We start from the raw sequence: 25,094 nt of genomic DNA on the forward strand, positions 1-25,094 counted from the left end.
ATATTTCCTATACCTATTATACAGCTATACTACTTCGCCCACAAAGATTCAATTTCCTCAAGCGATTTTCCTTTGGTCTCCGGCACAACCCGCCAGGTGAACAAGAAGGCGAGCAGAGCCATACTGCCATAGATCCAGAAAGTTGCTGCAGGTCCTGCGGAGCTGAGCAATGGCGGAAATGATTGCGATACGATGTAATCCGCTGCCCAGAGCGCCATTGCCGCGATTGCCGTCGCTTTGCCGCGGATACGATTCGGAAATATTTCGGACATGATGACCCAAACGACAGGTCCAAGCGAAATCGCAAATGAGGCCACGTAAAGCAAGATGAAGATAAGTACGAGCGGGCCATCGGCATGTCCGGTTTGGAAGGCAATGCCTATTACCAGCAAGCATATCGCCATTGAAGCCGAGCCGACGAGCAGCAGCGCTTTGCGTCCGACTTTGTCAATAAGCCATAAGGCGACGATGGTGAATAGGAAGTTGATGAAGCCGACCAGGATCGTTTGAATCAGAGAGGCATTCGTACCGGCGCCCGTTGCTTTGAATATTTCCGGGGCATAATACATAACCGCATTTATTCCTGTAACCTGCTGAAGAACAGCGAGGCCTACGCCAACGATCAGAGCAATTCGCAGAGAAGGGCTGAACAGCTGCCGGATCGAACCGCTTTCTTGCTCGAAGGATTGCTTAATGTCATGCACCTCTTGTTTGGCAAGCTCTTCGCCATGAATTCGCAATAAAATAGGTAATGCTGCCGCTGAGCGTCCTTGCTTGATCAGCCATCTAGGGCTCTCAGGCACGAAGAACAGCAAGATCAAGAAGAGCAAGCCGGGAATTGCGCCAACTCCGAACATCCAGCGCCAAGCAGACGCAACAGCCCATGCTTCATCGCCAGAGCCGGAAATCCATAGATTAACGAAATAGGTAAGGAAGATTCCGGTTACAATTGCGAGCTGGTTGAGGGCAACAAGCCTGCCCCGATATTTTGCTGGAGCAATCTCAGCATTGTAAAGCGGACATAGGGTGGAGGTAATGCCTATTCCGATTCCGCCGATAATCCGTGCGATAATGAAACCGGAGAAGCTGTCCGGAATTGCAGTGCCGATCGAGCTGATAATAAACAAGATCGCAGCTGCAATCAGCACTTTTTTACGGCCGAAGCGATCTCCTAAAATGCCAGACATAGCCGCTCCAACGATACAGCCAATGATCAAGCTGGAAACGGCCCATCCAACCTGAAGCTTGGATAAGTCGAACCGATCCTCCATAAATCCAACTGCACCTGATACGACAGCCGTATCAAAGCCAAATAATAATCCGCCAAGAGCGGATACGATAGAAACAAGAGTTACAAATTTCATGCTCACTTGTTCTTTATTGTTAGTCTTCGCCATTCCCACAATCGATTTCTCCTCTCTGACAAACTCATCCTGCATTAAAAACGAATTTCATTATATCATGCAAAATGCGCTTCTCCGCGTGCAAACACCTTCACAAATCAGTGTTGTTGCTGTATTAATTTTGGACTATTGATGTAAGGTGCCCTTATTTAGGGAAACTAGCATTTTATTGTCCTGCCAAACACAAAAAAGTCCATGTCGAAGCGACATGGAGCTTGCAGGCGTGCTTATTTTGTTTGACCGCGATAATCGGAGGGTGTCACGCCGGTCACTTTTTTGAAAACACGGCTGAAGTAATTGGGATCATTGTAGCCGACCTCGAAGCAAACCTCCTTTAGGCTCAGCTCTCCCGATGCCATTAGCGCTTTCGCTTTATCGATGCGAAGGGCTGTGACATAGTCGATAAACGTTGTGCCAACCTGTTGTTTGAAAATTTTGCTGAAATAGTGGGGATTCAGATGTACAAAGTCCGCCGCTTCTTCAAGCGACAGGTCTTCTGAGAATCTCCCTTGAATGTAGGCTTTGGCACGGTCTAGCACTGTTTGGGTTTGCTGCTCGCGCTGCTCGCGAATACGCTGCATTGCTGAGAGAACGTATGCGTCCGGAATGGATTCCGCACTAGCTGGCAGGCTCACGTGATCGGATGAGGATTGCCCGAATCCATGCTTTAATTCGTCGAAGTGGCATACGTTGCCGAATTGCTCAAAGTAATTGGAGGCAAATACCGCTTCAAAATAAGATTTGCGCAGCCCTTCCGCGCCAGCATGAGCTTGTCCGATACCGATCGAGATATCAACCTCAAGCTGCCTTGCTGCTATCGCGCATAACTCTTCTCCGAATGCCGTAGTCGTCTCCTTCCATTCCGCAGCCGTCAGCGAGCTGGTTTTGTTTATGAAGATCGCCATATGGCGTTCGATTAAAGAGCTGACCATGCTGGTCGCCGCATTGGTTTTGGCAAATCCCCTGATCGTATCGTAAATTTTATGCTTATTGTCTATTATTATTTTCTCGGGAAAGGCGATTACGACAGCACAGCCTTGCGTTAGGGGGAAGCTAAGCCATTCAGACAATTGCTCAATATCGGTGTATGTAATATGATCGAGCATAAACATCATCGCCAGCTCATTTTCTGCTAAGGGCAGCAATTGAGACAGCTTTTGCCTGAGCTCCAGCTCGTCTGAACGCTTCTTTTTTTCTAGTTCCAGCTCCTGAATGAGCTGCTGAAGCGTTTGGACGACCTGCTCCCGCTTGGCTGGCTTGATCAGGTACTCCTTCACACCAAGAGAAAGCGCCTCTTTGGCATAAGCAAAATAATCATAAGCCGTCACCATGACAAATTTCGCATCCGGCAATTTATTTTTGATTTCGCGTATAGCCTCTAGCCCTTGAATGCCTGGCATATTGATATCCATCAATACGATATGCGACCGATGCTCCTCTGCAAGCTCAATAGCGGTACGTCCGTTTTCGGCATGGAGGATCTGAAACGTATTTGGCAGCATTCGCTCAATGATCCATTCCAAGCCTTCACGCTCAAGCGCCTCATCATCGGCGATCAACAGTCGGTACATAAATGTTTTTCACCTCCATTTTCCATTACGGTTGGTATTCGAATCGTAACCGTGGTTCCGCTGCCCAGCTCGCTTTGTATCTCGATTAGCTCATTGACGCCGTAAAACAATTGCAGCCGCTTAAACACATTTTTTGTGCCGAGTCCTGTTGAATGCTTGTGATTAGATTCAGATTCAAGCCGCAGCAACGATTGGCGAACCTCCTCGGTCATCCCGCTGCCATTATCTGATATGGATATGCGCATGCCATCCGATTCCCGCACTATTTCAACCCGAATGATCGCGCCGTTCTCCATATGCTCAATGCCGTGCATAAAAGCATTTTCTACGATAGGCTGGAGCGTTAACGCAGGAATGGACTGCTGCAGCGCAGACGGCTCGATTTCCATCTCAAGCTGAATGCGGTCGCGAAAGCGGGCCTGCTGTATGATGAAATATTCCTTAACATGCGCCACCTCGTCTTGCAGCGTGACCGGCTGATCGAGATTGCGCAAATTGTATCTTAACAAATTAGACATCGATACGATGAGATCGCTTGTTTTCTCGGCTCCTTCGAGGAGCGCGAGCTTGGACAGCACATTGAGCGTATTAAACAGAAAATGCGGATTGATCTGGCTTTGCAGCGCCTGCAGCTCCAATTCCTTGACGAGCCGGTCTTTCTTCAGGCTTTCTTTATCCTTCTCGATCAAGACGAGCAGGTCGCTCGTCATTTGCTCAAATGCACCCGTCAATAGGCCAAGCTCGTCATTGGAGTGTTGCAGACTCGGACTTGCGCTTTGCTGTAATTCACCTTTCGAAATTTGCTTTGCACGGGAAACAAGCCTGCTTACGGGAGCGGTAATGCTGCGCGATATCCATATGGCAAGCAAAATGCTCAGCAGCGTGTTGGTGATGAATACCGCTGCTCCGAGCAGGTACATGCGCTTATTTTCAGCCTGAATTTGCTCGTATATCGGTTGATAAATGCTTAATTCCATTTCGACAAGCTGCTGTCCATCCTCCCGAATAAAGCTTGCCGTTCTCTCTGCTTTTTCGTATTGGGCGTGGGAAGCTATTGCGCTTTCAGCCGACACTGCCGCGAAGGCAGCTTGCTGCTGCTCCAAAAAAGTATCCAGCAAATTCATATAGCTCGTTATAGAAGTTGAGTGGATGGAGGTTGTTGACTCCGCTTGAAGCTTAGCGCGAAGCTCCACTAGTTTATTTGAATGTTTCGTGTACAGTTCATGATTAAGCTCGTTTGGATTTAGTAAATAGCTGTGAAGCGCTCCTAAGCCGTTCTCGGCGATCTGTGAAGTCTCGTTGTACAAGAGGAGGCGATCCATCATTTGATTATAGCCTTGCTCCACTATTTTTCCACTTTGGAACAAAAAGAAGGTGATAAGATTGACGAGCAGAACGAGCAATGGGATGAAAATCAGCAGCTTTGTACGAATGGTCATGGGCTCGTTTCTCCAATTATATCATTTGAGGCTTGCCCTTCCTGAACCGTAATCTTCGTAAAATGCCGCTCGGGAAGCGGCTCGCCATGCACATAATCATTTAGAAGCGAAATGGCATCATAGCCCATGTTATAGGGCTGCTGAACGATGGATGCTTTAATTTTTCCGCTGGCGATCCGCTCCAACGTTTCTTCCAAGGCGTCAAACGCAAAAATTTGCAAGCCGCTATGCTTCGATCGTTCGGCAGCCTCCGAAATGCCGATGCCATCCAAGGCGCTAAGCCCGACTACAACATCAAGCTGTGGATATTGGAGCAGCAGCTCTTCGGCTTCTCCGGCAGCCTGAAGACGAGAAATATTGGATGAACGAACATCAACAAGTGTCAGCTCTGGAAATTTGGCGATGACCGAGCGGAAGCCTTCAAGTCTCAGCTGCTGATTAGGCGCTTGCTCATTACCGATCAGAACGGCAACCTGCCCCTTATGTCCGGCAGCTTTGGCTACGAGATTGCCCATTATTTTTCCGGCTTCGAGGTTGTTGGTGCCTACATAGGAAAGCCTTTGGCTGCCCGGTTCATCCGTATCTATTGTAATGACGGGAATATGCTTGCTTACAGCTTGATTAATGAGGTCCACGAATTGCGGATCGTTTATCCCTTGCACGAGCAATGCATCCGCTTTGGCTGCGATCGCTTTCTCCAGCAGTTTGATTTGCTCATTTGGATTAATGCGGAGCGGTCCTGTATACGTAAGCTTCATGCTGTATTTAGACGAAGCTTCCCTTGCTCCTTGTTCGATCGATCGCCAATAAGGATTGTTGAGCTCTTGCGATAGAAGAACAACCTGGTAGGGCACTTTGTCGCTGGCTTCGCCAGAGAGAATAGGCTGCAGCAGCTCCCGTATTCGCAGTGTCGAGAACAAGAAGCTAAGCAGAAGGCTGGAAAATACTATAAATAATAGGGTGATTCCCATATTCCATTTTCGGTTGGACATAATACAGCTCCTTATAGCGTCCATTTCTTTGGGATTATTATACTAAAACCTTTCTACAATCAAAAGTCGGAGCGGAGGAGGTGAATTGTTATCCTACTTCGATCGCTGTCATCGGATCAAAATCAACGCACTTTTGTAAGTCCGACACATGGCAAAATGACGCTAGATATCGCAACTCAGATTTTCGCATGGCATGGAAGTCACCATGTAGCCCAAATCGCTTCATTAATTGAACGAATGGGCTGGGTTAACGGGTATCAAGTTTTTAAAAGCGAATAATGCAGTCATCGAAAATACTTAATATCCGCGTCCCGATTGGCAGCGTGCAGAATGGTTGCGTTTAAACGGAACTTGGTCTTTCGGGTTTGATCACGAAAATGCTGGACTGCAAGCGAATGGCAAAAGTCGAACGGGCAGTCTTTTCAGTCACAAATTACAGTACCTTTCTCATGGTCAAGTCCATTGTCGGGCATTGATAAGCAATGATAAAGGGATTGCCTGGTATTATAGGGAAATTGAATGGGCGCCTCCAACTATAAATTCAAAAATATTTCTTAACAAAGCTAAATGCAAGTCGCTGCTTTAAGCTTCAATTCTCTGCAGAGCATGGCGGATTGGCGCTATACGGACGCATTGCAGGGCGGTATCCGATCGACATTATCGTTCATCTTAAAGGTTAATTCAAATTCATCATCAACAGAAAGAGGCAGCTTCGACCAGTTGCTTCTTTCTGTTATGCTTAGGCAGTTCTAATCACACCAATATGATACAATATATGTAAGTTTTTATCTTTAAGCAGAAGGAAGGTTGATGGCGTGAATACTCGTTCTATTCAGGAATCCGATTATTATGAAGTGATTCCAGTAATAAATGATTGGTGGGGCGGTCGTCAGATGACACAGCTACTGCCGCGCTTATTTTTTGAGCATTTTCAGAATACTAGCTTTGTAATTGAAGATGGCGGGAATATTGTTGCTTTCTTGATCGGTTTTATATCTCAAACACATAGCAATGAATCATACATCCATTTCATAGGTGTTCATCCAAGCTACAGAAACAGAGGCATTGCACGAGAACTATATGAACAATTCTTTAATAAAGTCCTTGGTTGCGGCTGTGATACTGTCCGCTGTATCACATCTCCAATAAACGAAGGCTCGATTAACTTCCATACACAGTTGGGATTTTCCGCCTCGGTTGCAGTCGACCATGATGGTCCAAGGCAAAATCGAATATTATTTGTAAAAAAGATTTCCCTTTAGTTGCATCCATGGCGCCAAGTAGGAATTGACCCACAAAAGTCGCTAATTTGTTAACGGTTTGCATGAAAATAACTTTGAATTATGATATAAATGAAGGGGAGAAATTGAAGGGGGGTACATATAGATGGGAGTTCCTGTTGGCGTTTGGATTTTTTCAGGCATTATCGTCGTGTTGCTCACTTGGCTGACGTTGTGGATCACAAAAAAGGCCTATTCCAAAAAATGGGATGAATCAGATACATAGTATCCTCAGTTAATGAGCAATCGTTTTGAATAAACTGTACATGAGGCTCCTTGACCAAAGACAAGGAGTTTTTTGTATGTGGTTTTTTTAATTTAATAATATTGGAAAAACGTGTATAATGTGGACAATGTTAATGTTGAAGGAGATGCTGTTCATTGATGCCCTATGAGCTTGCTCAGTCGCTCGTACATAAGAAAGAGAATCGCTATTATGTATTCGCGCTTATTTTTAGTATTATGGTATATCTGGCACTATTTCTTTCCATTATTTTTATTGCCATCATTCCTATTCTTATTCTTCTGCCGCTCTTCGCTCAGGCGATCATGCTGGCATCCATTCGCACGAATGGCGTACGAATTACGCCGAGGCAATTTCCAGAGGTATTCGAAATCGCGCAGGAGCAATGTGCTAGAATGGGCTTTGCAACCGTTCCGGACATATACATTATGGAATCAAGCGGCGTATTAAATGCATTCGCCTCGCGCTTCTTTGGCCGAAATATGGTTGTCCTTTATTCTGACTTATGCGAGATCCTTCAGACTGGGGGCGAGAAGGAGCTTGCGTTTATCATTTCACATGAGCTGGCTCACATCAAACGCAATCATTTAACGAAGCAGCTGCTGATCATCCCTGCATTATGGTTTCCGTTTATTGGCGAAGCGTATTCCCGTGCTTGTGAATATACATGCGATCGCATGGCAGCCTATTTTACCAATGATGCAGAAGCCGCGATGAATGGGCTCACGATTCTTGCAATTGGCAAAACGCTTTACAAGAAAGTCGATCGTGAACAATATTTGATGCAAAGCAGTCATGAAAAAGGTTTTTTTGTTTGGCTGGCTGAGAAGCTTTCAACGCATCCGCCCTTACCAAAGCGAATACACGCGATTCAACAGTTTGCCGGCATTTCGACTGAAATTGTTTTTAAGTCTACACGTTTAGGTGCAATAATCGCTCTAATCGCAGTACTTGTTTTGGCAGGATCGATTGCAGTCGGGGTCACTTTCTCAAAATCCATTGATACCTTTATAAGCTCGCTTGATGATACACCTTCGGAAGAAGAGCTGCTTGGAGCAGCCTCAGAGTCAGATCTGAAGCGTGTTCAATCTTTGCTTGATGCTGGTGTTAATCCAAATGCAGCAGACGAAGAGGGCTGGACAGCGCTCATGTGGGCCTCACAATTTAATGAAACGGCGATAGGCGCAGCATTAATAGATGCGGGGGCAGATCTGGATTTGGTGGAGACGAGCTATGAAGAAACAGCGCTGACCGTTGCCTTGTACAATAGCAGCCTTGAGATGGTTGCGCTGCTGCTTGAAGAAGGTGCAAACCCTGATTTGCAGGATAGTGAAGGCTATACACCATTAATGACAGCTGCATCTAACGGTGATATAGAGGCTGCGAAGCTATTGCTGGAAGCCGGGGCAAATCCGTTGAAGGTTGATGAAATGGGATATACGGCAGAGGATTATGCGCTAGAAAATGGTTTTGAGGAAGTAGCTTTGCTGCTTCAACAAGGCAATGAAATATAAAAAAAGAAGCTTGATTGCTTAAGCTTCTTCATTCTATGTATATCGTTTCATTATGGATATGCTTGATGGTCGGGACGACACGATTTGAACATGCGACCCCCTGGTCCCAAACCAGGTGCTCTACCAAGCTGAGCTACGTCCCGCTAAAATAAGATGGTGCCGTCGAGAGGACTTGAACCCCCAACCTACTGATTACAAGTCAGTTGCTCTACCAGTTGAGCTACAACGGCACGTCGATTTCGTTAAACACAAGATGTATTATTGCATATAACTCGTACTAATTGCAACTGTTTTTTTAATTTTTTTTGAAGAGGATGATTGCGATGAAGGTTGTACTTGCTCCCGACTCCTTCAAAGGCTCAAGAAGCGCGGTTCAAATCGCAAATCGGATGGAAGAAGGCATCCGAAAAGTGTATCCAGAAGCAGTTATCGTAAAGCTTCCGATGGCAGACGGCGGCGAAGGCACTATGGAAATTATCGTGCAGGCTACCGAAGGCAATTTCATAACGGTACCTGTCCATGACCCTTTAGGCCGGATCATTCAAGCCAGATATGGCATTACTGGAGATGGACATACAGCAGTCATTGAGCTTGCTGAAGCATCGGGTCTCGCATTGCTGCAAGGCGATGAGAAGAACCCGCTTATCGCTACGACCTATGGCACTGGCGAGCTGATTCGGCATGCTCTTCGAGCAGGCTATCGCCAATTTATCGTTTGCCTTGGAGGCAGTGCGACCAATGACGGCGGCGCCGGTATGCTGCAAGCGCTTGGCATGAGACTTGTGGATGTGAGCGGCGCCGAGCTGCAGCGAGGCGGAGTCCATTTATCGAAGCTTGCGTATATGGATGATTCCAAATTGGAGAGCGGTACTCGGGAAAGCAAGTTTATAATTGCAAGCGATGTGCGTAACCCCCTATGCGGCGAAAATGGCGCTTCAGCCGTTTACGGACCGCAGAAGGGTGCTGACCCAGAGGCGGTAAACCAGCTCGACCAAGCACTATTCCATTATGCTGATATGATTTGCAAACAAACGGGAGCTGACGTATCAAGCGTTCCTGGCAGCGGTGCGGCCGGTGGAACAGGTGCGGCCTTGTTGGCTTTTTTTGATGCTTCAATGCAAGCTGGCGCGCGTCTTGTCATGGATACCATCAAATTTGACGAACAGATACGTGATGCCGATTGGATTATTACGGGCGAGGGCAGATTAGATGGGCAGACCGGAGCAGGCAAAGTGATTGAGGCTGTATGTGAGGCGGCAGCTGAGCAGCAGATCCCAGTCATTGCGGTGTGCGGGGCGGTTGAAGCAAATGCGGCATACACGGCTAAGCTTGGTCTGCGCGCGTGCTTCTCACTCGTGCCTGGACCATGCACCGTCGAAGAGGCCGTAGCCCGAACGGATGAGTGGATGAGCGAGAGGATGATCCATATTTTCAGCTTATTAGGAACAAATACACGGAATGGATAAAGATTTGATCTATTGCTGCCTAGTTGATTAAATGATGAGCAAGCGAAAGAGACGCTGCAACATGTTATGCTCTCCGAAAATCATCGTTTGTAGACTAATCAGCCGTGAGAAAAAGCCTCCAACCACACCTTGAAGGTGGAGTTGGAGGCTTAGCTTTCTTATGACCTGCACGACAACGGGGAACAAAAGAATCCAAGATAAGGCTTGGGACAGCCTCTTTATTATGTCGATTGTTGGATTAAGCCGTCTCGCCTTCGACTACCGCTTCGTTTTGGTGAATTAGCATTTCGACCTTGCGAATACGGTTTTTGCTTGTTTCGCGAATGATGAATTTATAATTTTCGAAGAAATGCTCCTTGCCCGGCTTCGGATCGGCAACCTGGCTGTACAACCAGCCGCCAACCGTATCAACATCCTCTTCCTCGAAGTTCATGCCGGTTAGATCGCTAAGCTCGCTAAGAGATACTTTACCGTCCAGCAGGTAGCAATTATCTGCAAGCTGCTCGATTTCCTTACGCTCGTCGGCATCGAATTCATCTCGAATTTCACCTACGATTTCTTCCAATATATCTTCGATCGTAATCAGGCCCGAAGTACCGCCGTATTCATCAACAAGTATTGCGATATGAACGCGCTCCAGCTGCATCCGTTTCAGCAGCATTTTAACTGGCGTAACCTCGGACACGCTAAGGACGGGGTGTACGAGCTTCTTGAAATCTAAATCGCGGTCGGTTTCATATTCAAGGAAAAGCTGCTTCGTATTGATCATACCCACGATGTTGTCCTTGCTCTCAAGCGCAACCGGGAAACGCGTATATTGCTCCTTGCGAATAATTTCCATGTTATCTGCTAACGATTTGTTTGTGTACAAGCAAATCATATCGGTGCGCGGCACCATGATTTCTTTGGCCAGCAATTCATCAAAGGCAAAGATGCGGCTTACATATCCATACTCTGTATTGTTAATCTTTCCGCTTTGGTAGCTTTCGTTAAGAATGATTTGAATTTCTTCTTCCGAATGAGCTTCTTCATGCTCCGTGGCAGGCTTCAAACCGAACAGGCGAACCAGTCCGTTAGCCGAGCCGTTAAGCAGCCAAATGAAAGGATATAAGATTTTGTGGAATAAAATAATCGGTTTAGCTGTTAAAAAGCTAATAAACTCGGCTTTTTGAATGGCCCATGTTTTTGGCGCAAGCTCGCCGACTACGACGTGCAGGAACGTTACCGAAATAAATGCAATTAAAAAGGATAGAATATGACTGAGGTCATCATTTAAAGCAAAACGTTCAAATAAGGGTAAAAGCATTTTTTCAACTGTTGGTTCTCCCAGCCAGCCAAGCCCAAGTGCTGTGATGGTAATACCTAATTGGCAGGCTGACAAGTAGGCATCCAGATTACTCGTAACCCGTTGAACGGCAAGCGCGTTCTTCCGGCCCTCAAGCACTAACTGATCGATCCGACTGGAGCGAAGTCTAATGATGGCGAACTCCGTTGCGACGAAAAAAGCAGTTAATAAAATAAGAAGAGCAATCATGAATAAATTGAATCCTATACCCATTTTCGTTTCTCACTACCCTTTTATTTTTATATTTTTTTTATTCTTATGATCTACTATAACGAATGATTACAGGTTATGACAAACGCCATATGCAACGGTAACAGCCTTATAAACGCTTTAAGAGCGATTTAACGACGTGGAAAAGCTTATTCTCATTGATTTTCGAGTCTTTACAAGTGTCATTCTCCGGCATATGATGAGTTCATATGAACTTGAAATTGAACGTATGACGAAAGCGCGAGGAGGAAGGGATATGGAATCCTTTACGCTTACTCGAAAAGAGATGGCTTGCCTGCTGCTTGCTTTAGATGGAAAGTATAATTTAAAGCCGCTTCAGGTGCTGCAAGCCGCATGGACGAAGACGCATCAATATGATTTGGAAAAGGGAACAGGGCTGCCTGCATTTCTATCCACGCTGCTGCCGCCGATTATAGAGAAGCTAATCAAAGGCAATGAGCTCAAAAGCTTTTCGCTTCACGAAATTGCTGCTCTCGGCCAGCTGATCGAATATTCAAATCTGTCGATTACCTCCATGCAAAACTGGGTAAAGCGAGATTTTAAACCTTATTTTGATTGTCCGAAGGCGGGCAAAAAATATTCTCTAAACCAAGCTGCGTTATTGTTTATCATCGATGATTTAAAGTCAAATCTCGATTTTGAATCGATTCGCAAGCTGTTTGAGATCGTATTTAAGAAGCCGGAGGATGAGTCCGATGATTTAGTTGGACCTATTGAATTATATGCATCCTATACGAGTATGTTTGAGGAACTGGACGCAAATAACGATCATTTGCTCGATATTTCCGGCCATTTGAAGGAACATCCCCATCAGGATTCATTGACGGAGCATGTTATTCGTTCATCAGCGAATCAATTTGCAAGCAGATTGCCTAATTTAACGGACAACCAGCGGGAAGCGATTCGGAATATTTTGCTTGTCGCCGTCATTTCGATACAAACGTCCTATTTCCATTCCTTATCTAGGCGGTATTGCAATGCTACTCTATTTCTTAATCCGGAGTAAATTAGTTCAAAAGCTGTCCGCCTCCTGTGGCTGGATAGCTTTTTTTGTGTTTTTCTTAGAGAAGCAGCTCATCGAAATGGACAAGAAATATCTGCCGAAAGCGAAGGAGAAAGCATGTGTGTTTATTGTGTAATTAAGGAATTATTGTTCCATCTAACCGTTCAGCCTTGTGCTGGGCGTTTTTAATATCATTTCTAGCACTTGGATAAATCGCCAATTTGTAATGTAAAAGAAGGATAACCTAGTGAAATGCCGAATTGAATGGTGGAATTAAACAAATAAAATAAAACCTCTATGGGGGATACGATGAGCAATTTGAATTTTCAAGTTAATTTACAAGGCATGATTGAACTTCTTTCCAAACATTTATATTCGAATCCCGGCGTATTCGTAAGGGAATTGCTGCAAAATGGCGTTGACGCCATAACGGCGCGCAATCGGCTCGGCCATCGTTTTGATGCCCGCGTTACGATAGAGCTATATGCTTCTCGCACGATTGCGGTCCATGATAATGGAATTGGTTTAACTGAATCGGAAATCCATCGTTTTTTAGCACAAATCGGAAGCACCTCGAAGCGTGAGGAACTGGATGCAGCGGATGATTATATCGGGCAGTTTGGCGTAGGATTGCTTTCCTGCTTCGTTGTCAGCGGAGAGATTGTTGTCATAACCCGCTCTGCGCTTGAAGGGGATACTCTGGAGTGGAGAGGGCGGCCAGACGGGACCTACTCCATTCGCAAGCTTGAGAAGGATGCGCCGATCGGAACTACTGTGTTTTTAACGAGTAAGGAAGGTTATGAGGATTACTACGAATGGGATCGATTATCGGAGTTGATGACACATTATGGTGAGTTTCTGCCTGTTCCGATAGAATTATCCGAGCAGAACGCCAACATAACGATTAATAAAGATACCCCTCCTTGGTTGATGAATAAACAAGAAGCGCTTGAATTTGGCGAGTATGAAATGAATCAGAACTTTGTGGATGCTATCCCGATAAAATCGGTCATTGGCGAGCTTGAGGGCGTTGCCTATATTCTGCCTTATGCCGTTAGCCTGCAAGCGGAGAAGAAGAATAAAGTATATGCGAAGCGAATGCTGCTCTCGGACCAAATCAATAGTTTGCTGCCGGATTGGGCTTTTTTTGTTACCTGCATAATCAATACCAATGGGTTAAGGCCAACGGCGTCCCGTGAAGCTTTTATGGAAAATGAGCTATTTTATTCGGTAAAGGATGAGCTAGGTGAATGCATTAAGCGATATTTGATCGAGCTATCTGAGACTAATTCGGACGTGTTCGAAAAAATGGTCCGGATCCACTATAACTCACTTAAAGCGATGGCTGTCGAGGACGAGGAGCTTTACCGACTGTTTATTGGATCCTTATCCTTCGAGACGTCGTTTGGCATGATGAAGATGAGTGATATTTTGGCGCAAACCCGACAGATCATCGTCTCCTCAACACTTGATGAGTTCAGGCAAGTCGCGCGGGTAGCTAAAGCGCAAGAGGTGATGGTTATTAATGGCGGCTATGTGCATGATTTTGAACTGGTGCGCAAGCTTTCCGAGCTTGATGAGAACATCGAGGCATCTGTGCTCGACCCGATCAATTTCTCTAATTATTTTCAAGATGTTTCTGCCGGTGAGCTGGAAGTCGTTCGCTCGTTTTTGGAGCTGTCGGACCGATTGTTGGCCCCGTATCAATGCAGAAGCGTAGTAAAACGCTTCGAGCCTGCTGACTTAGCGGCACTGTACAACACGAATGATGAAGTGAATTTTTTGCGCATGGCTGAGCAGACGAAGGAAGCGGCGAATGACTTGTTTGCAGATATCATTGATGTCGTCATTCATGAAATGTATGAGCTTCCAATGGCCAGACTTTGTTATAACTTCAACAACCCGCTTATTTATAAGGCGATGATAAGTCAAAATGAAGATATGCAGAAGTTATGCATTGAGATCGTGTACACGCAAGCCTTGCTCCTTGGCAATTATCCACTAGGTCCGGAGGGGCTGAATCTTATGAACCAGTCGTTCATACAGGTGCTTGAGATTGGACTGAGTCAGGCAGGTGAGAGCAAGTCATGAAGCAGCGATATGATCAATTGCGAAGTGACGCTTGGAGTTTGCCTGAAGGGAAGCAGAAGCTTGCGGTGCTGGAGGAAGCCATTCGAATTGCTGATCTGTATATGTCCAAAGAGGATGCGTATCATTCCCGCATGTCCTATTCATCGGCTGCGCTTGATTCCGGCTTTCAAGAAAGATTTCTCGTGTCGTTTGCATGGTGCCTGACGCAATTTGAGAAGGAGCCTTCCACGTATTACAGCTTCTCAATCATTTGGCATTATAAATGGTTTGTTAATCAGATATGGCGTTTTCCGCAATTTGGTGCAGCCCAAATCCAAGCCATTATTGATGATTTCAAGGCAAAATGCCTACAATACGGTCACAGCTTGCGTCCCTATTTTCAAACCCTTCATCGATATGCGCTATCCCGTGGCGATATGGAAGCTGCTCAACTGAATTATGACCTATGGCGTAAAACGGCAAGGGATGGCATGTCAGATTGCAGCGCTTGTGAACAGAACAGCTCTGGTTATTATCACTTCACAGCTGGCAGATATCGACGCGGGTTGCAAGCGATGAGACCCATAATGGATGGCCGAATGACTTGCAAATCAATTCCGCAAAATACGTACAGCCATCTTCTGCTCCCATTGCTTGAGACCGGGCAAGCAGAAGAGGCTGTGAAGATAGCGAAAAAAGGTGCGCGATTGCTGAAGGGACCAGGCTATTTAGAAGAATATGGCAACTTTCTCGCTTACTATACGGCAACGGATATCCATAAAGCGGCAAAGTGGTTCGAGCAAACAATCGCTTATGCAATGGAAACTAAAGTAGGATGGGATCGTTTCTTATATATGAGCTCAGCGCAAGCTTTTCTAATGAAATGGCATGAACAAAAACGTCGCAGAAAGCTGAACGTGGGCAGCAAGATTACTTATGAAATGATCGAGCAAGATGCCAAGTCATTAGCGCAAGCTTTTGACCGGAGAAACGAAAATAATTATTGCACGGAGCTGTTAAAACAGAGAATGAAACAAGTCCAAAAGTTGAGCAACAGTTGACCCATCGGTTGACGGAAAGCAAATGGAAGTGGTTCAATTGAACTAACGATTTTAAGTCATCAGAGAGGCAGTGGCTCATTTGTTCTCCAATATGATTAACGATCTGTGGGATTATTATAATGGCACCGATTCTGCTGCTCAATCAACGGAACGGTTGCGCTTGGCATTATGACAGAGAAGGATTTGACGCCAGCGGGCAGTGTGTCCGTGCATGGCCAGACGGTTATTGCAGAATGGTTGCCAATAACGATTGAAATTAAAGAGTAAGCTGTTGTGAAGGAGCTGCGCTATGTTGTTCGTTCTTGTTGCACTATGGGCTATTGCAGCCATTATATGGCTCTCAGACCGGCAAGCATCCATTAATCATTGGTTAGGCGCAGTAGCGTTCAGCGGAGGGGCGGGAGCGCTTGCCGCCGTCCTGGATATGCAATGGCTTCCTGCTGCAGCGGATGCGGGAATGAATGAGGTAGCGCAGCAGCTCCTCTATCGCTTGCAAGCGGTCTCTTCGTTGGCTTCTTATTATGGCTTGCCTTATTCCTTCGCGCTGTTCGCCGTCGCTTATCGACCTGTTCGTCTATCGAAGCGGCTGCAGCAGCTCCTGCCTTTTTTGCTGCTTATACCCATCGTATTGTGCATTATATTTACGCCCTTCTACACGGAAATGTACCCCATTACATTCAAAATAGTAGCCTGGTGGGCAGTGCCTTACATTATTTATGGCGCGGTCCAAATTCTGCTTAAGCGACAGCTGCATGCCTCCTTCTCTCGTACGCATTGGATCATCTGCTCGGCAGTGCTGCCTCCGGTCATGTTCTGTATGGTTATGAATTACGTACTGCCAAGCTTCGGCATGCTGCGCATGTGGGTTTATAATACATGGATAGTCGGTTTAGGCGTAACGGTATTTGTCATTGGTTTATTCACATACGGCTTTATGGGTGTGCGGGTCAATATCGATCGGCGGAGATACGATTCTACGCTCAGAGCGGTCACGTCGGGTACGGCCATCCTCAATCATGCGATTAAGAACGACGCGGGCAAAATGCGGCTATTTTCAGAGAAAATGAAGGATTATGCGATCGAAACAGATCAGCAAGAGCTGCTAGCCGATATTGAGACGGTGCTTCATGCCTCTAGGCATATGCAAGAGATGCTCCAGCGCGTTCATCGCCGAACAGAGGATTTGGTGCTGCGCGTTGAAGCAACGGATTTGGCAGCGTTAATCGAGCAAACGATGAATGGATACCAACCTGTTCTTGGCAATATCACGCTCCATGCTTCGCTAATCGAAGGATGGAGCTGCCGTATTGATCCGGCACAGGTAGGGGAGGCATTAGGCAATATCATTGCGAATGCTTTGGAGGCGATGAAGAACAACGGCGAGCTGTATATCCATTTAAGTGAGACGAAGCGGGAGCTCGTTATCGAGGTGCGAGATACAGGCCCTGGCATGATCAAGAGCGAACTAACGAAGGTGCTTGAACCTTTCTATACGACAAAAAGCGGAAGCGACACCAATTTTGGACTTGGACTGCCCTATGCGTATCACGTCATGCGCAAGCATAAGGGTATGCTGGAGCTTCGAAGCAAGCCGGGTGTCGGCACATCCATCTACATGACGTTTCCTAAACGAAGCGTGCAAGCAGAACGAGCGGCGGAGAAAGAAGCCGAGAGGAGAGAAGCTCATGGATAATATTAGGGTATGGATCGTTGAGGACGATCCCGATTGGCTTCGCGGACTTGTGGCGTATTTAAACAAGGAGCCGGATATCAGCGTCGTCTGGACGGCGAGCAGAGCGGAGGAGGTAAGGGAAGCACTCCTTGCGGGCAAACAGCAATCGATCCCGGCGGATGTTGTATTGATGGACATTATGCTGGATGGCAGACCGGAGGGCGTACTGCTTGCCGAGGAGGCTGCCGTATCTACTGGAGCGAAAGTCATCATGCTGACATCCATGGAGGAGAAGGAGCTCATCTTCCGTTCCTTTCAAGCGGGAGCTATCGATTATCAAATCAAATCGGATTTTGAAAGCCTGCCTAATGCCGTAAGGTCAGCCTTCCGAAGCCAATCTCCGATCAACGCAGCCGTTGCAGATCGGATGCGAGAGGAATTCCGGCGGCTGAAGCAGCTTGAGCGAGAGTTCGAAGTAAAGAAGCTGGGCGATCTGATCACACCTTCGGAGCTTCAACTGCTTGACCTGATTGATCAAGGCTATACGCAGCCGCAAATTGCCGACAAGCTGGTCGTATCGATCCGTACCGTCAAAAACCATGTCAATCATATTTTAAAGAAGCTGAATTTGACCGGATCACGCGAAGCTGCCAATAAAGTGAAAGAAATGGGCTTATTCCATAAGAAGAATGACGAGGATAGTACCAGATAATGTTGGTACTATTTTTTTGTGCCATTTTTTTCATAATAGAAAGAGAAGGGAGGGTTTTATGATGGTGTTTGAGATGTTTTCAGCCGCTCATTTTGCCGGATTGTCAGCGGCCATTATTGTATTTATCGGCATTATCGTATTTCGCAAGCCTATGAGGGAGCCGGCGGTAAACCGAAAAGTACGTTATGGGCTGGCGATACTGTTAATCGTCTGCGAAGCCTCCCTTCAGCTATCCTACTTCCTGGATCATAGGTGGGGAGCTTACTCATTGCCCTTTCAGCTTTGCAGCCTGATGGTGCTTGTTAGTGGGTTAATGTTATTTTCGAATAAAAAAAATCTTTACGACGTCGTTTTCTTTCTCGGAAGCATGGGGGCTCTGCAAGCGCTTTTGACCCCCAATTTAGACGAAACGTTTCCTCATTTCCGTTATTTTCATTTCTTTATCGCGCATATCGGAATCGTTGGTGCTGCTTTGTTTATTATGGCCGTGGAGCGATACCGTCCAACCTTTCGTTCTGTCCTGAAAGCAATGGTTTGGCTTCATGTGCTCGCCGTGCCGGCAGCCATTACGAACGTCGCCACGGGGACAACTAACTTTATGTTTTTGGCGCAGAAGCCCGGTACAGCATCCTTGCTTGATCTGCTGGCGCCATGGCCTTGGTATTTGCTGCAGCTTGAAGTCATCGTGTTTGCCATATGCACACTGCTATACGCGATCGTCTGGCTAGTGCACATCGTTGAACAGACATCCAGCGAGACATAATTCTTTTGCCGATGGGGATAATGAAATCGTCTGGTTTGACAACTGAAACAATATATAATAAAGTAACTAACATAAAGTAATTAAAAATCTCGATTTGACCAGCTAACTTTTTAGCAGAAGGTTATAGCATCGCAAATCGGCTGAAACAAGACATTTGAGAGGCAGGAGAATTAATGACATCAGAAGCATTTTTGGACGCAGTTAAAGCAAGACGCACATATTACGGCATTAGCAAAGAAGCTGTAATCTCCGATGAGAAAATTGTAGAATTGGTTCATGAGGCAGTTAAGCACACGCCATCAGCCTTCAACTCACAAAGTGCGCGAGTAGTCGTATTGCTTGGCGAAAATCATGATAAGCTATGGGATATTACAACAAATACGCTTCGAGCTATCGTTCCTGCAGATTCATTCGAGTCTACTGAGCAAAAAATGGGCTCCTTCAAAAGCGGATACGGCACGGTCTTATTTTTCGAAGATAAAAAGGTAGTAGACGGCCTAATGGAAAGCTTCCCGGCATATGCGCAAAATTTCCCGATCTGGTCGCAGCAATCCTCAGGCATGCATCAATTGGTGGTGTGGACTGCGCTTGAGAAGGAAGGTTTTGGCGCTTCGCTTCAGCATTACAATCCACTAATCGACGATGAGGTTAGATCAACATGGTCATTGCCTGATTCTTGGCAGCTGATTGCGCAAATGCCTTTCGGCAAACCGACAGCGGAGCCTGGGGAGAAAACGTTTCAACCGATCGATCAGCGCGTGAAGGTATTTAAGTAAAATTGTGAAAATACGGAAAAAGAGCCGAACAGGAGTTTCCAAGACCTGCTCGGCTTTTTTATGCTTAATTTGGGCAACACTCCAATAAAACTGGTTAAATGGGGAGAACAATATTGGGACACTGGCTGTTTGCTCTAAAAACATGTACAATAAAAACCGATATACATAAAGTGAACATGACCGCATATACGAATGGATACAGCTGGGAGGAAATCATGAGTATCGACCCTCGGATTATTAAAACATTATTGCAGCTGCAGCTTTCTCCAAGCTTGAATTTGCAAGCAGCAGCCAATCCATTGCAAGCGACGGCGGGCGATGGCTCTGCTTCCTTATTTGATACGCTATTATCTCAATATATGTCCGACAGCTCGGTTGGAAATGGCAGTGCTGCTCCTATACTGCCGGCAGATGCGTTAGCTCAGCTTTCCACGCTAAGCAGTCTTCCGAATGTTTCCTACAGCAGTCTTGGCGAAGCAAGCAGCTCACCAAGCGAATATGACGAGCTCATCGAGCAAGCATCCGCCAAGTATGGCGTAGATCCTGCCTTGATCCAAGCGGTCATCAAGACCGAATCCGGCTTCCGTTCGGATGCGCAATCCGGTGCAGGCGCTAAGGGTTTAATGCAGCTGATGGATGGAACGGCAAGAGGGCTTGGCGTCACCGATCCTTTTGATCCCGCGCAGAACATTGAAGGTGGAACCAAATATTTATCGCTGCTGCTGAAGAAGTATAACGGGAATGAACAGGTTGCCTTGGCAGCCTATAATGCTGGTCCTGGCCGCGTTGATCGAACAGGCATACAGACCAACGAGCAGCTTATCGAAAATCTTGAGGCGCTGCCGGAAGAGACGCAGCGATATGTTGCAAAAGTGCTTCAAGCCAAGTAAATCGGCAGCAATAAGATCACGATTTGGTTTTCTGCCACACAGGCGGAAGCAATCGATGATCTTTTTCTTTTTTGGAAAGGAGACATGAGTACGATGCTATACTTTGATCACTGTGCTTCAACGCCGCCTTATGAAGAAGTCGTGCACACGATGATGGAGGTTATGAAGTCGCAATTTGCAAACCCTTCATCCCTTCACCGCGCTGGCACTGATGCTGATAAATTAATTGAACGCTCGCGCGCACTCCTTGCAGAGCAGTTGCAAACGACTAGAGGGAATTGGGTATTTACATCAGGCGGAACCGAATCCAACAATTTAGCGATAAAAGGTGCAGCGCGCCAATATGCTGGCAGAGGCAAGCATTTGATTACGACACAGATTGAGCATGCCTCCGTCTATGAGTCGTTTGCGCAGCTGGAGCAAGAGGGGTACCGCGTCACTTATTTGCCGGTCAGTGAATCAGGACATGTTCGTTTAGAGCAATTGGAAGAGGCACTGACCGGCGACACGATTCTGGTTAGCGTTATGCATATCAACAATGAAATCGGATCGATTCAGCCAATAGAGGAAATCGGACGGCTGCTCAAGCGATATCCGAAGACGTTGTTTCATGTTGATGCCGTGCAAAGCATCGGCAAGCTGCCGGTTCGCATCGAGGACTTTGGGATTGACATGCTGAGCGGTTCGGCTCATAAGCTGCGAGGTCCAAAAGGGGTTGGCTTTCTCTATGTCCGAGAAGGTGTTGCGCTGCAGCCTATGCTTACGGGAGGCACGCAGGAATTCGGTTATCGCGCCGGCACGCAAAATGTGCCAGGCATCGTTGCATCCGCCAAGGCGCTACGGATGTCGCTTGAATCCATGGAGCAGCGAGAACGGCGTATGAAGCTGCTGAAGCAAAAGCTCATTCATCATATTGAGGGAATGCCGGAGCTTAAGCTGAACGGGGCTGAGCCTTCTGCTTCGCATATTCTTCATTTCTCATATCCGGGCATGAAGCCTGAGGTCATCATTCATATGCTTGAGCAGCATGGTATAATGGCTTCAACCAAATCTGCCTGCTCCTCCAAGGACGACAAACCGAGCCGTGTGCTGCTCGCTATTGGAGCGAGCCGCGAGCAGGCTGCGGGCGGGGTGCGAATCAGCTTTGGGGATGAACACGAGGAGCGGGATATAGATGCTTTAGGCGTGGCGCTGCGTCATGTCGTTAAGCAATTGAAGCCGCTTGAGAGGAGATTGACTTAAACTTGCATTATGATCAAATTGTGCTCCGTTACGGAGATTTAATGGTAAAGGGAAGAAATCGTAATAAATTTGAGAAGCGAATGCTTGACCAAGTGAAGCAAGCATTGCTCCCTTATGACAATATTACTTATTTCAAATCCTTTGGGCGCCTGTTTGTTAAGCTGAATGGGCATGCGCATGAGCCTGTTGCGAATCGACTGAAGGATTTATTTGGCATCGTCTCGTTAAGTCCGGTTATCAGCACAGAACTGGACCTTGAGAAAATTCGGGCTGCCGCACTGGCACTAATGCAGGCGCTGCCAGAGAAACCGGCAACCTTTAAAGTAAGCGCCAAGCGTGCGTGGAAGCCATTTCCTCATAATTCGCAAGAGATGAATCATTTGGTTGGCGGATTTGTGCTGCAGGCTTTGCCTGGACTGAAAGTGAATGTGAGCAAGCCTGATATTGAATTGCGAGTCGATATTCAAGAGGAAGCGACGTATATATTTTGCGACGTTATACCCGGTGCAGGCGGATTTCCGTTCGCCTCGAACGGCAAAGCGATGCTGCTGCTCTCTGGCGGCATAGACAGTCCTGTAGCAGGCTGGCTGGCGCTGCGAAAGGGACTGGAGGTGGAAGCAGTCCATTTCCACAGCTACCCGTTTACAAGCGATCAGGCGAAGGATAAAGTGATTGAGCTTGCAAAGCGCTTGTCTTATTTCAGCGGCGAGCCAATCAAGCTGCATCTTGTTCCTTTTACTGAAATCCAAACGACTTTGGTTCAAGCCAAAAGCGATAATCTGATCATCACTTTGATGAGAAGAGCTATGCTTCGCATAACAGAGCAGTTGGCTGAACGCAGCGGTGCGAATGGCATCGTGACGGGTGAGAGCTTGGGGCAGGTAGCAAGCCAGACACTTCCGAGCATGAACGTAATCGGCCGCGCAACGGAGCTGCCGCAGCTTAAGCCGCTTATCATGATGGACAAGCATGAGATCATACGTTTAGCGGAGAGAATCGGAACGTTTGAGACGTCGATTTTGCCCTATGAGGATTGCTGTACCTTATTTTTGCCAAAATCGCCTACCACGAATCCGAATCTTAGAATCGTAGAGAAGCTTGAGGCGCTCATTCCTAATTATTCGCAATTGCTTGCGGATGCAGTAGAAGGAACAGAGCTGCTGCATCTTACTCCTGAGCTTCAGACATCCGTACAAACGGCAGGCGAGGATAGCTGGTTCTAGCAATTAAATGATAAAGCGATAAAAAAAGCAGAAATCCCGTCAAAGGGATTCGCTGCTTTCTTGTTGTGCTTGTTTTTTCTTGCGCATATTAGTCAATAAACCAGCAATAATCGTAATAGCAACGATAATGACAACGAATGTCCAGAAGACCAGCTGATTTTCGAAAAATGTTTTGAATGATTTTTCATGCGTTATCATCTTGGCAGCCGTATAAGCAAGCACCGCAGAACCGACATAAACGATCCATTCGAAACGATTGATTAGTTTGATGAAGATCGTGCTGCCCCATACAACGACGGGTACACTAATAATTAATCCAAGGATGACCAGAAGCGTATCGCCATGTGCTGCACCTGCAACCGCGATAACGTTGTCGATTCCCATCGCCGCATCGGCAATAATAATCGTCCGTATCGATTGCCAAAGCGTGTTGCCTGATTTAATGCCGTCATGGGCATCTTCCTGTACGAGCAGCTTGTATGCGATCCATATCAGCAGGAGGCCTCCTACAAGATTTAGCCAAGGAACGTTAAGGAGCTGAACGACGAGCAAGGTGGCAATAATTCGAATACCGACTGCACCGGCTGTTCCCCACATGACGGCTTTCTTTTGCTGATCCTTCGGCAGGTTCCGTGCTGCGAGCCCTATAACAATGGCGTTGTCTCCGGCCAAAATAAGGTCGATGAAAACGATGGTCAGCAGGGCGGAGAAAAACTCGACTGAAAATAGCTCCATAAGAAATCTCTCCCCTTCCATAAACAGGAATTCCTAAGTCTCCAATAAATACGCTTGCTGGTGAAGATGGATTCATTATTTTTTGGACATAATCTTCATAGCTTGTTCATACCTCTGATAAGAGGGGGGATGCAGCTTGGACAGCGTTATTGTATTTATCGAAATCGTCTTAATTAATGTATTGCTGAGCGGAGATAATGCTATTGTTATCGCCATGGCGAGCGGTCAGCTCCCGCCAGAGCAGCGAAAGCGCGCCGTTTGGTGGGGGGCACTCGCTGCAGTAGGGCTGCGATGCATTTTAACTTTGGTAGCCATAAAGCTGCTGCAGGTGCCTTATTTGCAAGCAATCGGAGCTCTGCTGCTGTTCTATATCGCAGTGAAGCTGCTCGCAGAGGCTGGCGGGCAACAGGATTCACATTCTGTAAAAAAAGCGAAGACGATCGGTCAAGCGATCTGGACGATCGTAGTAGCTGATTTCATTATGAGCCTTGATAATGTTCTGGCAATTGCTGCTGTCGCTGATGGCGATCCAATTCTAATTTTGCTCGGAATCGCGCTGAGCATTCCTATGATCATTTGGGGAAGCCAGATGCTCGGGACACTACTGCAAAAATTCCCTGCCTTATCTTATATTGGAGCTGCTTTGCTTGCCTATGCGGCTGGAGAAATGCTTATGCATGATCCCGGCCTCGACAAACTGCTCTTTCACGGCTCCAAAACGCTTGCCGAAGCGATTCCGCTTCTTTGCGTACCGCTTGTAATTGCGTTAGCAGTTGTCAAAAAAAAGCCTATTTTATAATGTTTATGACATGCCCCGTTTACTCAAAATATTGAGGGACGGTTTTTTTTTGCTTATACCCTCGCTACGTACTGGTATTTTTGCCTCAGTTCCATTAAACTAATATAGATAAAAACTGTCGTCTTTCGTCAAGATATGCGATTGGCGTTGTAAGGAGCGGAAGCGCAAATGCCTAATAACAAATATTCCGCTGGAATTATTTTGCTGTTAGCCGGGGTCGTAATATTGTTCGGCAAGTTAGGTGTATTCAGCTTTTTGGGCGCTATCTTCTGGCCGCTGCTCGTGTTGATTCCTGGAGTGCTTCTGCATGTTCTTTACTTCGGGCGATTAGTTCCTGCGGTCGTGCTTGTACCAGGCGGAATGCTCGTCGTATATGCCCTGCTGTTTGTCGTATGCAACCTTTTTGGATGGGATAGCTTGAAATATTTGTGGCCGCTGTTTATTTTTGGCGTAGCAGCAGGCCTTTACGAATATTATTTGTTCGGTTCATCCAGACCGCGTGTTGTGCTCACGGCATCGATTGCGCTTGCTGCCGCATCGGCCGTGTTCGTTATTTTAGTACTTTTGTGGAGCTGGGGGATTTATGCGATTGCTGTTGCACTAATTGCGGCAGGTGTTTGGATGATGCTAAGCAAGCGCAGACGTTGGTAACAAGATTTAAAT

At 46.6% G+C, this 25,094-nt stretch carries 22 protein-coding genes and 2 tRNA genes; 16 read left to right on the plus strand and 8 right to left on the minus strand.

Features of this window, described 5'->3' with window-relative positions; translation table 11 throughout:
* Positions 1-29: 29 nt before the first annotated feature.
* The 4 genes from AC1TPC_RS10125 to AC1TPC_RS10140 form a co-directional block, all read right to left on the minus strand.
* On the minus strand, positions 30-1,397 hold the full coding sequence (locus AC1TPC_RS10125) for a sugar porter family MFS transporter (protein WP_482066892.1): 1,368 nt from the start codon (positions 1,395-1,397) through the stop codon (positions 30-32).
* Between the two features lie 233 nt (positions 1,398-1,630).
* A complete protein-coding gene (locus AC1TPC_RS10130) occupies positions 1,631-2,974 on the minus strand; it encodes a response regulator transcription factor (protein WP_482066737.1) in 1,344 nt (447 codons plus the stop codon).
* Entirely contained in the window at positions 2,959-4,413 is a 1,455-nt protein-coding gene (locus AC1TPC_RS10135; RefSeq protein WP_482066738.1) for a sensor histidine kinase, read from the minus strand. The genes AC1TPC_RS10130 and AC1TPC_RS10135 overlap by 16 nt, the downstream gene beginning before the upstream one ends.
* Entirely contained in the window at positions 4,410-5,405 is a 996-nt protein-coding gene (locus AC1TPC_RS10140) for a substrate-binding domain-containing protein (RefSeq protein ID WP_482066739.1), read from the minus strand. The genes AC1TPC_RS10135 and AC1TPC_RS10140 overlap by 4 nt, the downstream gene beginning before the upstream one ends.
* An 815-nt stretch (positions 5,406-6,220) precedes the next feature.
* On the opposite strand from AC1TPC_RS10140, the gene AC1TPC_RS10145 reads away from it, so the two are divergent.
* Both AC1TPC_RS10145 and AC1TPC_RS10150 read left to right on the plus strand, forming a co-directional pair.
* Positions 6,221-6,667, plus strand: a complete 447-nt coding sequence (locus AC1TPC_RS10145; protein ID WP_482066740.1) for a GNAT family N-acetyltransferase — start codon at positions 6,221-6,223, stop codon at positions 6,665-6,667.
* A gap of 402 nt (positions 6,668-7,069) precedes the next feature.
* The gene (locus AC1TPC_RS10150; RefSeq protein ID WP_482066893.1) at positions 7,070-8,443 is read left to right on the plus strand and encodes a M48 family metallopeptidase; all 1,374 of its coding nucleotides are present in this window, start codon (positions 7,070-7,072) and stop codon (positions 8,441-8,443) included.
* A gap of 66 nt (positions 8,444-8,509) precedes the next feature.
* Here AC1TPC_RS10150 and AC1TPC_RS10155 read toward each other — a convergent pair.
* Both AC1TPC_RS10155 and AC1TPC_RS10160 read right to left on the minus strand, forming a co-directional pair.
* Positions 8,510-8,586, minus strand: a tRNA-Pro gene (locus AC1TPC_RS10155).
* Between the two features lie 11 nt (positions 8,587-8,597).
* Positions 8,598-8,673, minus strand: a tRNA-Thr gene (locus AC1TPC_RS10160).
* A gap of 93 nt (positions 8,674-8,766) precedes the next feature.
* On the opposite strand from AC1TPC_RS10160, the gene AC1TPC_RS10165 reads away from it, so the two are divergent.
* Positions 8,767-9,909 (plus strand): glycerate kinase, encoded by a 1,143-nt coding sequence (locus AC1TPC_RS10165; RefSeq protein ID WP_482066741.1) that lies wholly within the window; start codon positions 8,767-8,769, stop codon positions 9,907-9,909.
* A gap of 238 nt (positions 9,910-10,147) precedes the next feature.
* On the opposite strand, the gene AC1TPC_RS10170 is transcribed toward AC1TPC_RS10165, so the two are convergent.
* Positions 10,148-11,467 (minus strand): hemolysin family protein, encoded by a 1,320-nt coding sequence (locus AC1TPC_RS10170; RefSeq protein WP_482066742.1) that lies wholly within the window; start codon positions 11,465-11,467, stop codon positions 10,148-10,150.
* Positions 11,468-11,720: 253 nt separating this feature from the next.
* Here AC1TPC_RS10170 and AC1TPC_RS10175 point away from each other — a divergent pair, with 253 nt between their 5' ends.
* The 11 genes from AC1TPC_RS10175 to thiI all read left to right on the plus strand — a co-directional run bounded on the left by AC1TPC_RS10175 (position 11,721) and on the right by thiI (position 22,897).
* A complete protein-coding gene (locus tag AC1TPC_RS10175) occupies positions 11,721-12,491 on the plus strand; it encodes a DUF1836 domain-containing protein (RefSeq protein ID WP_482066743.1) in 771 nt (256 codons plus the stop codon).
* Between the two features lie 306 nt (positions 12,492-12,797).
* Positions 12,798-14,579 carry an HSP90 family protein gene (locus tag AC1TPC_RS10180; RefSeq protein ID WP_482066744.1) on the plus strand — a complete coding sequence of 594 codons (1,782 nt, stop codon included), beginning with the start codon at positions 12,798-12,800 and terminating at the stop codon, positions 14,577-14,579.
* Positions 14,576-15,619 carry a hypothetical protein gene (locus AC1TPC_RS10185; protein ID WP_482066745.1) on the plus strand — a complete coding sequence of 348 codons (1,044 nt, stop codon included), beginning with the start codon at positions 14,576-14,578 and terminating at the stop codon, positions 15,617-15,619. The genes AC1TPC_RS10180 and AC1TPC_RS10185 overlap by 4 nt, the downstream gene beginning before the upstream one ends.
* A gap of 168 nt (positions 15,620-15,787) precedes the next feature.
* Positions 15,788-15,886: a DUF6081 family protein gene (locus tag AC1TPC_RS10190; RefSeq protein WP_482066746.1), complete on the plus strand. Its 99-nt coding sequence runs from the start codon at positions 15,788-15,790 to the stop codon at positions 15,884-15,886.
* Between the two features lie 22 nt (positions 15,887-15,908).
* On the plus strand, positions 15,909-17,312 hold the full coding sequence (locus AC1TPC_RS10195; protein ID WP_482066747.1) for a sensor histidine kinase: 1,404 nt from the start codon (positions 15,909-15,911) through the stop codon (positions 17,310-17,312).
* Positions 17,305-18,003: a response regulator transcription factor gene (locus tag AC1TPC_RS10200; RefSeq protein ID WP_482066748.1), complete on the plus strand. Its 699-nt coding sequence runs from the start codon at positions 17,305-17,307 to the stop codon at positions 18,001-18,003. The genes AC1TPC_RS10195 and AC1TPC_RS10200 overlap by 8 nt, the downstream gene beginning before the upstream one ends.
* 58 nt (positions 18,004-18,061) lie before the next feature.
* The gene (locus AC1TPC_RS10205) at positions 18,062-18,766 is read left to right on the plus strand and encodes a YwaF family protein (RefSeq protein ID WP_482066749.1); all 705 of its coding nucleotides are present in this window, start codon (positions 18,062-18,064) and stop codon (positions 18,764-18,766) included.
* 173 nt (positions 18,767-18,939) lie between these two features.
* Positions 18,940-19,542, plus strand: coding sequence for a nitroreductase family protein (locus tag AC1TPC_RS10210; protein ID WP_482066750.1), 603 nt, complete (start codon positions 18,940-18,942; stop codon positions 19,540-19,542).
* Positions 19,543-19,757: 215 nt separating this feature from the next.
* Positions 19,758-20,432, plus strand: coding sequence for a lytic transglycosylase domain-containing protein (locus AC1TPC_RS10215; RefSeq protein WP_482066751.1), 675 nt, complete (start codon positions 19,758-19,760; stop codon positions 20,430-20,432).
* A gap of 84 nt (positions 20,433-20,516) precedes the next feature.
* Complete coding sequence (locus AC1TPC_RS10220; RefSeq protein WP_482066752.1) at positions 20,517-21,674, plus strand: cysteine desulfurase family protein; 1,158 nt, start codon at positions 20,517-20,519, stop codon at positions 21,672-21,674.
* A 2-nt stretch (positions 21,675-21,676) separates the two neighbouring features.
* A complete protein-coding gene (thiI, locus tag AC1TPC_RS10225) occupies positions 21,677-22,897 on the plus strand; it encodes a tRNA uracil 4-sulfurtransferase ThiI (protein ID WP_482066753.1) in 1,221 nt (406 codons plus the stop codon).
* Positions 22,898-22,936: 39 nt separating this feature from the next.
* On the opposite strand, the gene AC1TPC_RS10230 is transcribed toward thiI, so the two are convergent.
* Positions 22,937-23,632 carry a TerC family protein gene (locus AC1TPC_RS10230; protein WP_482066754.1) on the minus strand — a complete coding sequence of 232 codons (696 nt, stop codon included), beginning with the start codon at positions 23,630-23,632 and terminating at the stop codon, positions 22,937-22,939.
* Positions 23,633-23,768: 136 nt separating this feature from the next.
* On the opposite strand from AC1TPC_RS10230, the gene AC1TPC_RS10235 reads away from it, so the two are divergent.
* Both AC1TPC_RS10235 and AC1TPC_RS10240 read left to right on the plus strand, forming a co-directional pair.
* Positions 23,769-24,431 (plus strand): TerC family protein, encoded by a 663-nt coding sequence (locus tag AC1TPC_RS10235; RefSeq protein ID WP_482066755.1) that lies wholly within the window; start codon positions 23,769-23,771, stop codon positions 24,429-24,431.
* Positions 24,432-24,599: 168 nt separating this feature from the next.
* Complete coding sequence (locus tag AC1TPC_RS10240; protein ID WP_482066756.1) at positions 24,600-25,082, plus strand: hypothetical protein; 483 nt, start codon at positions 24,600-24,602, stop codon at positions 25,080-25,082.
* Positions 25,083-25,094 lie beyond the last annotated feature (12 nt).

It is taken from the genome of Paenibacillus sp. Y280 (assembly GCF_056786335.1).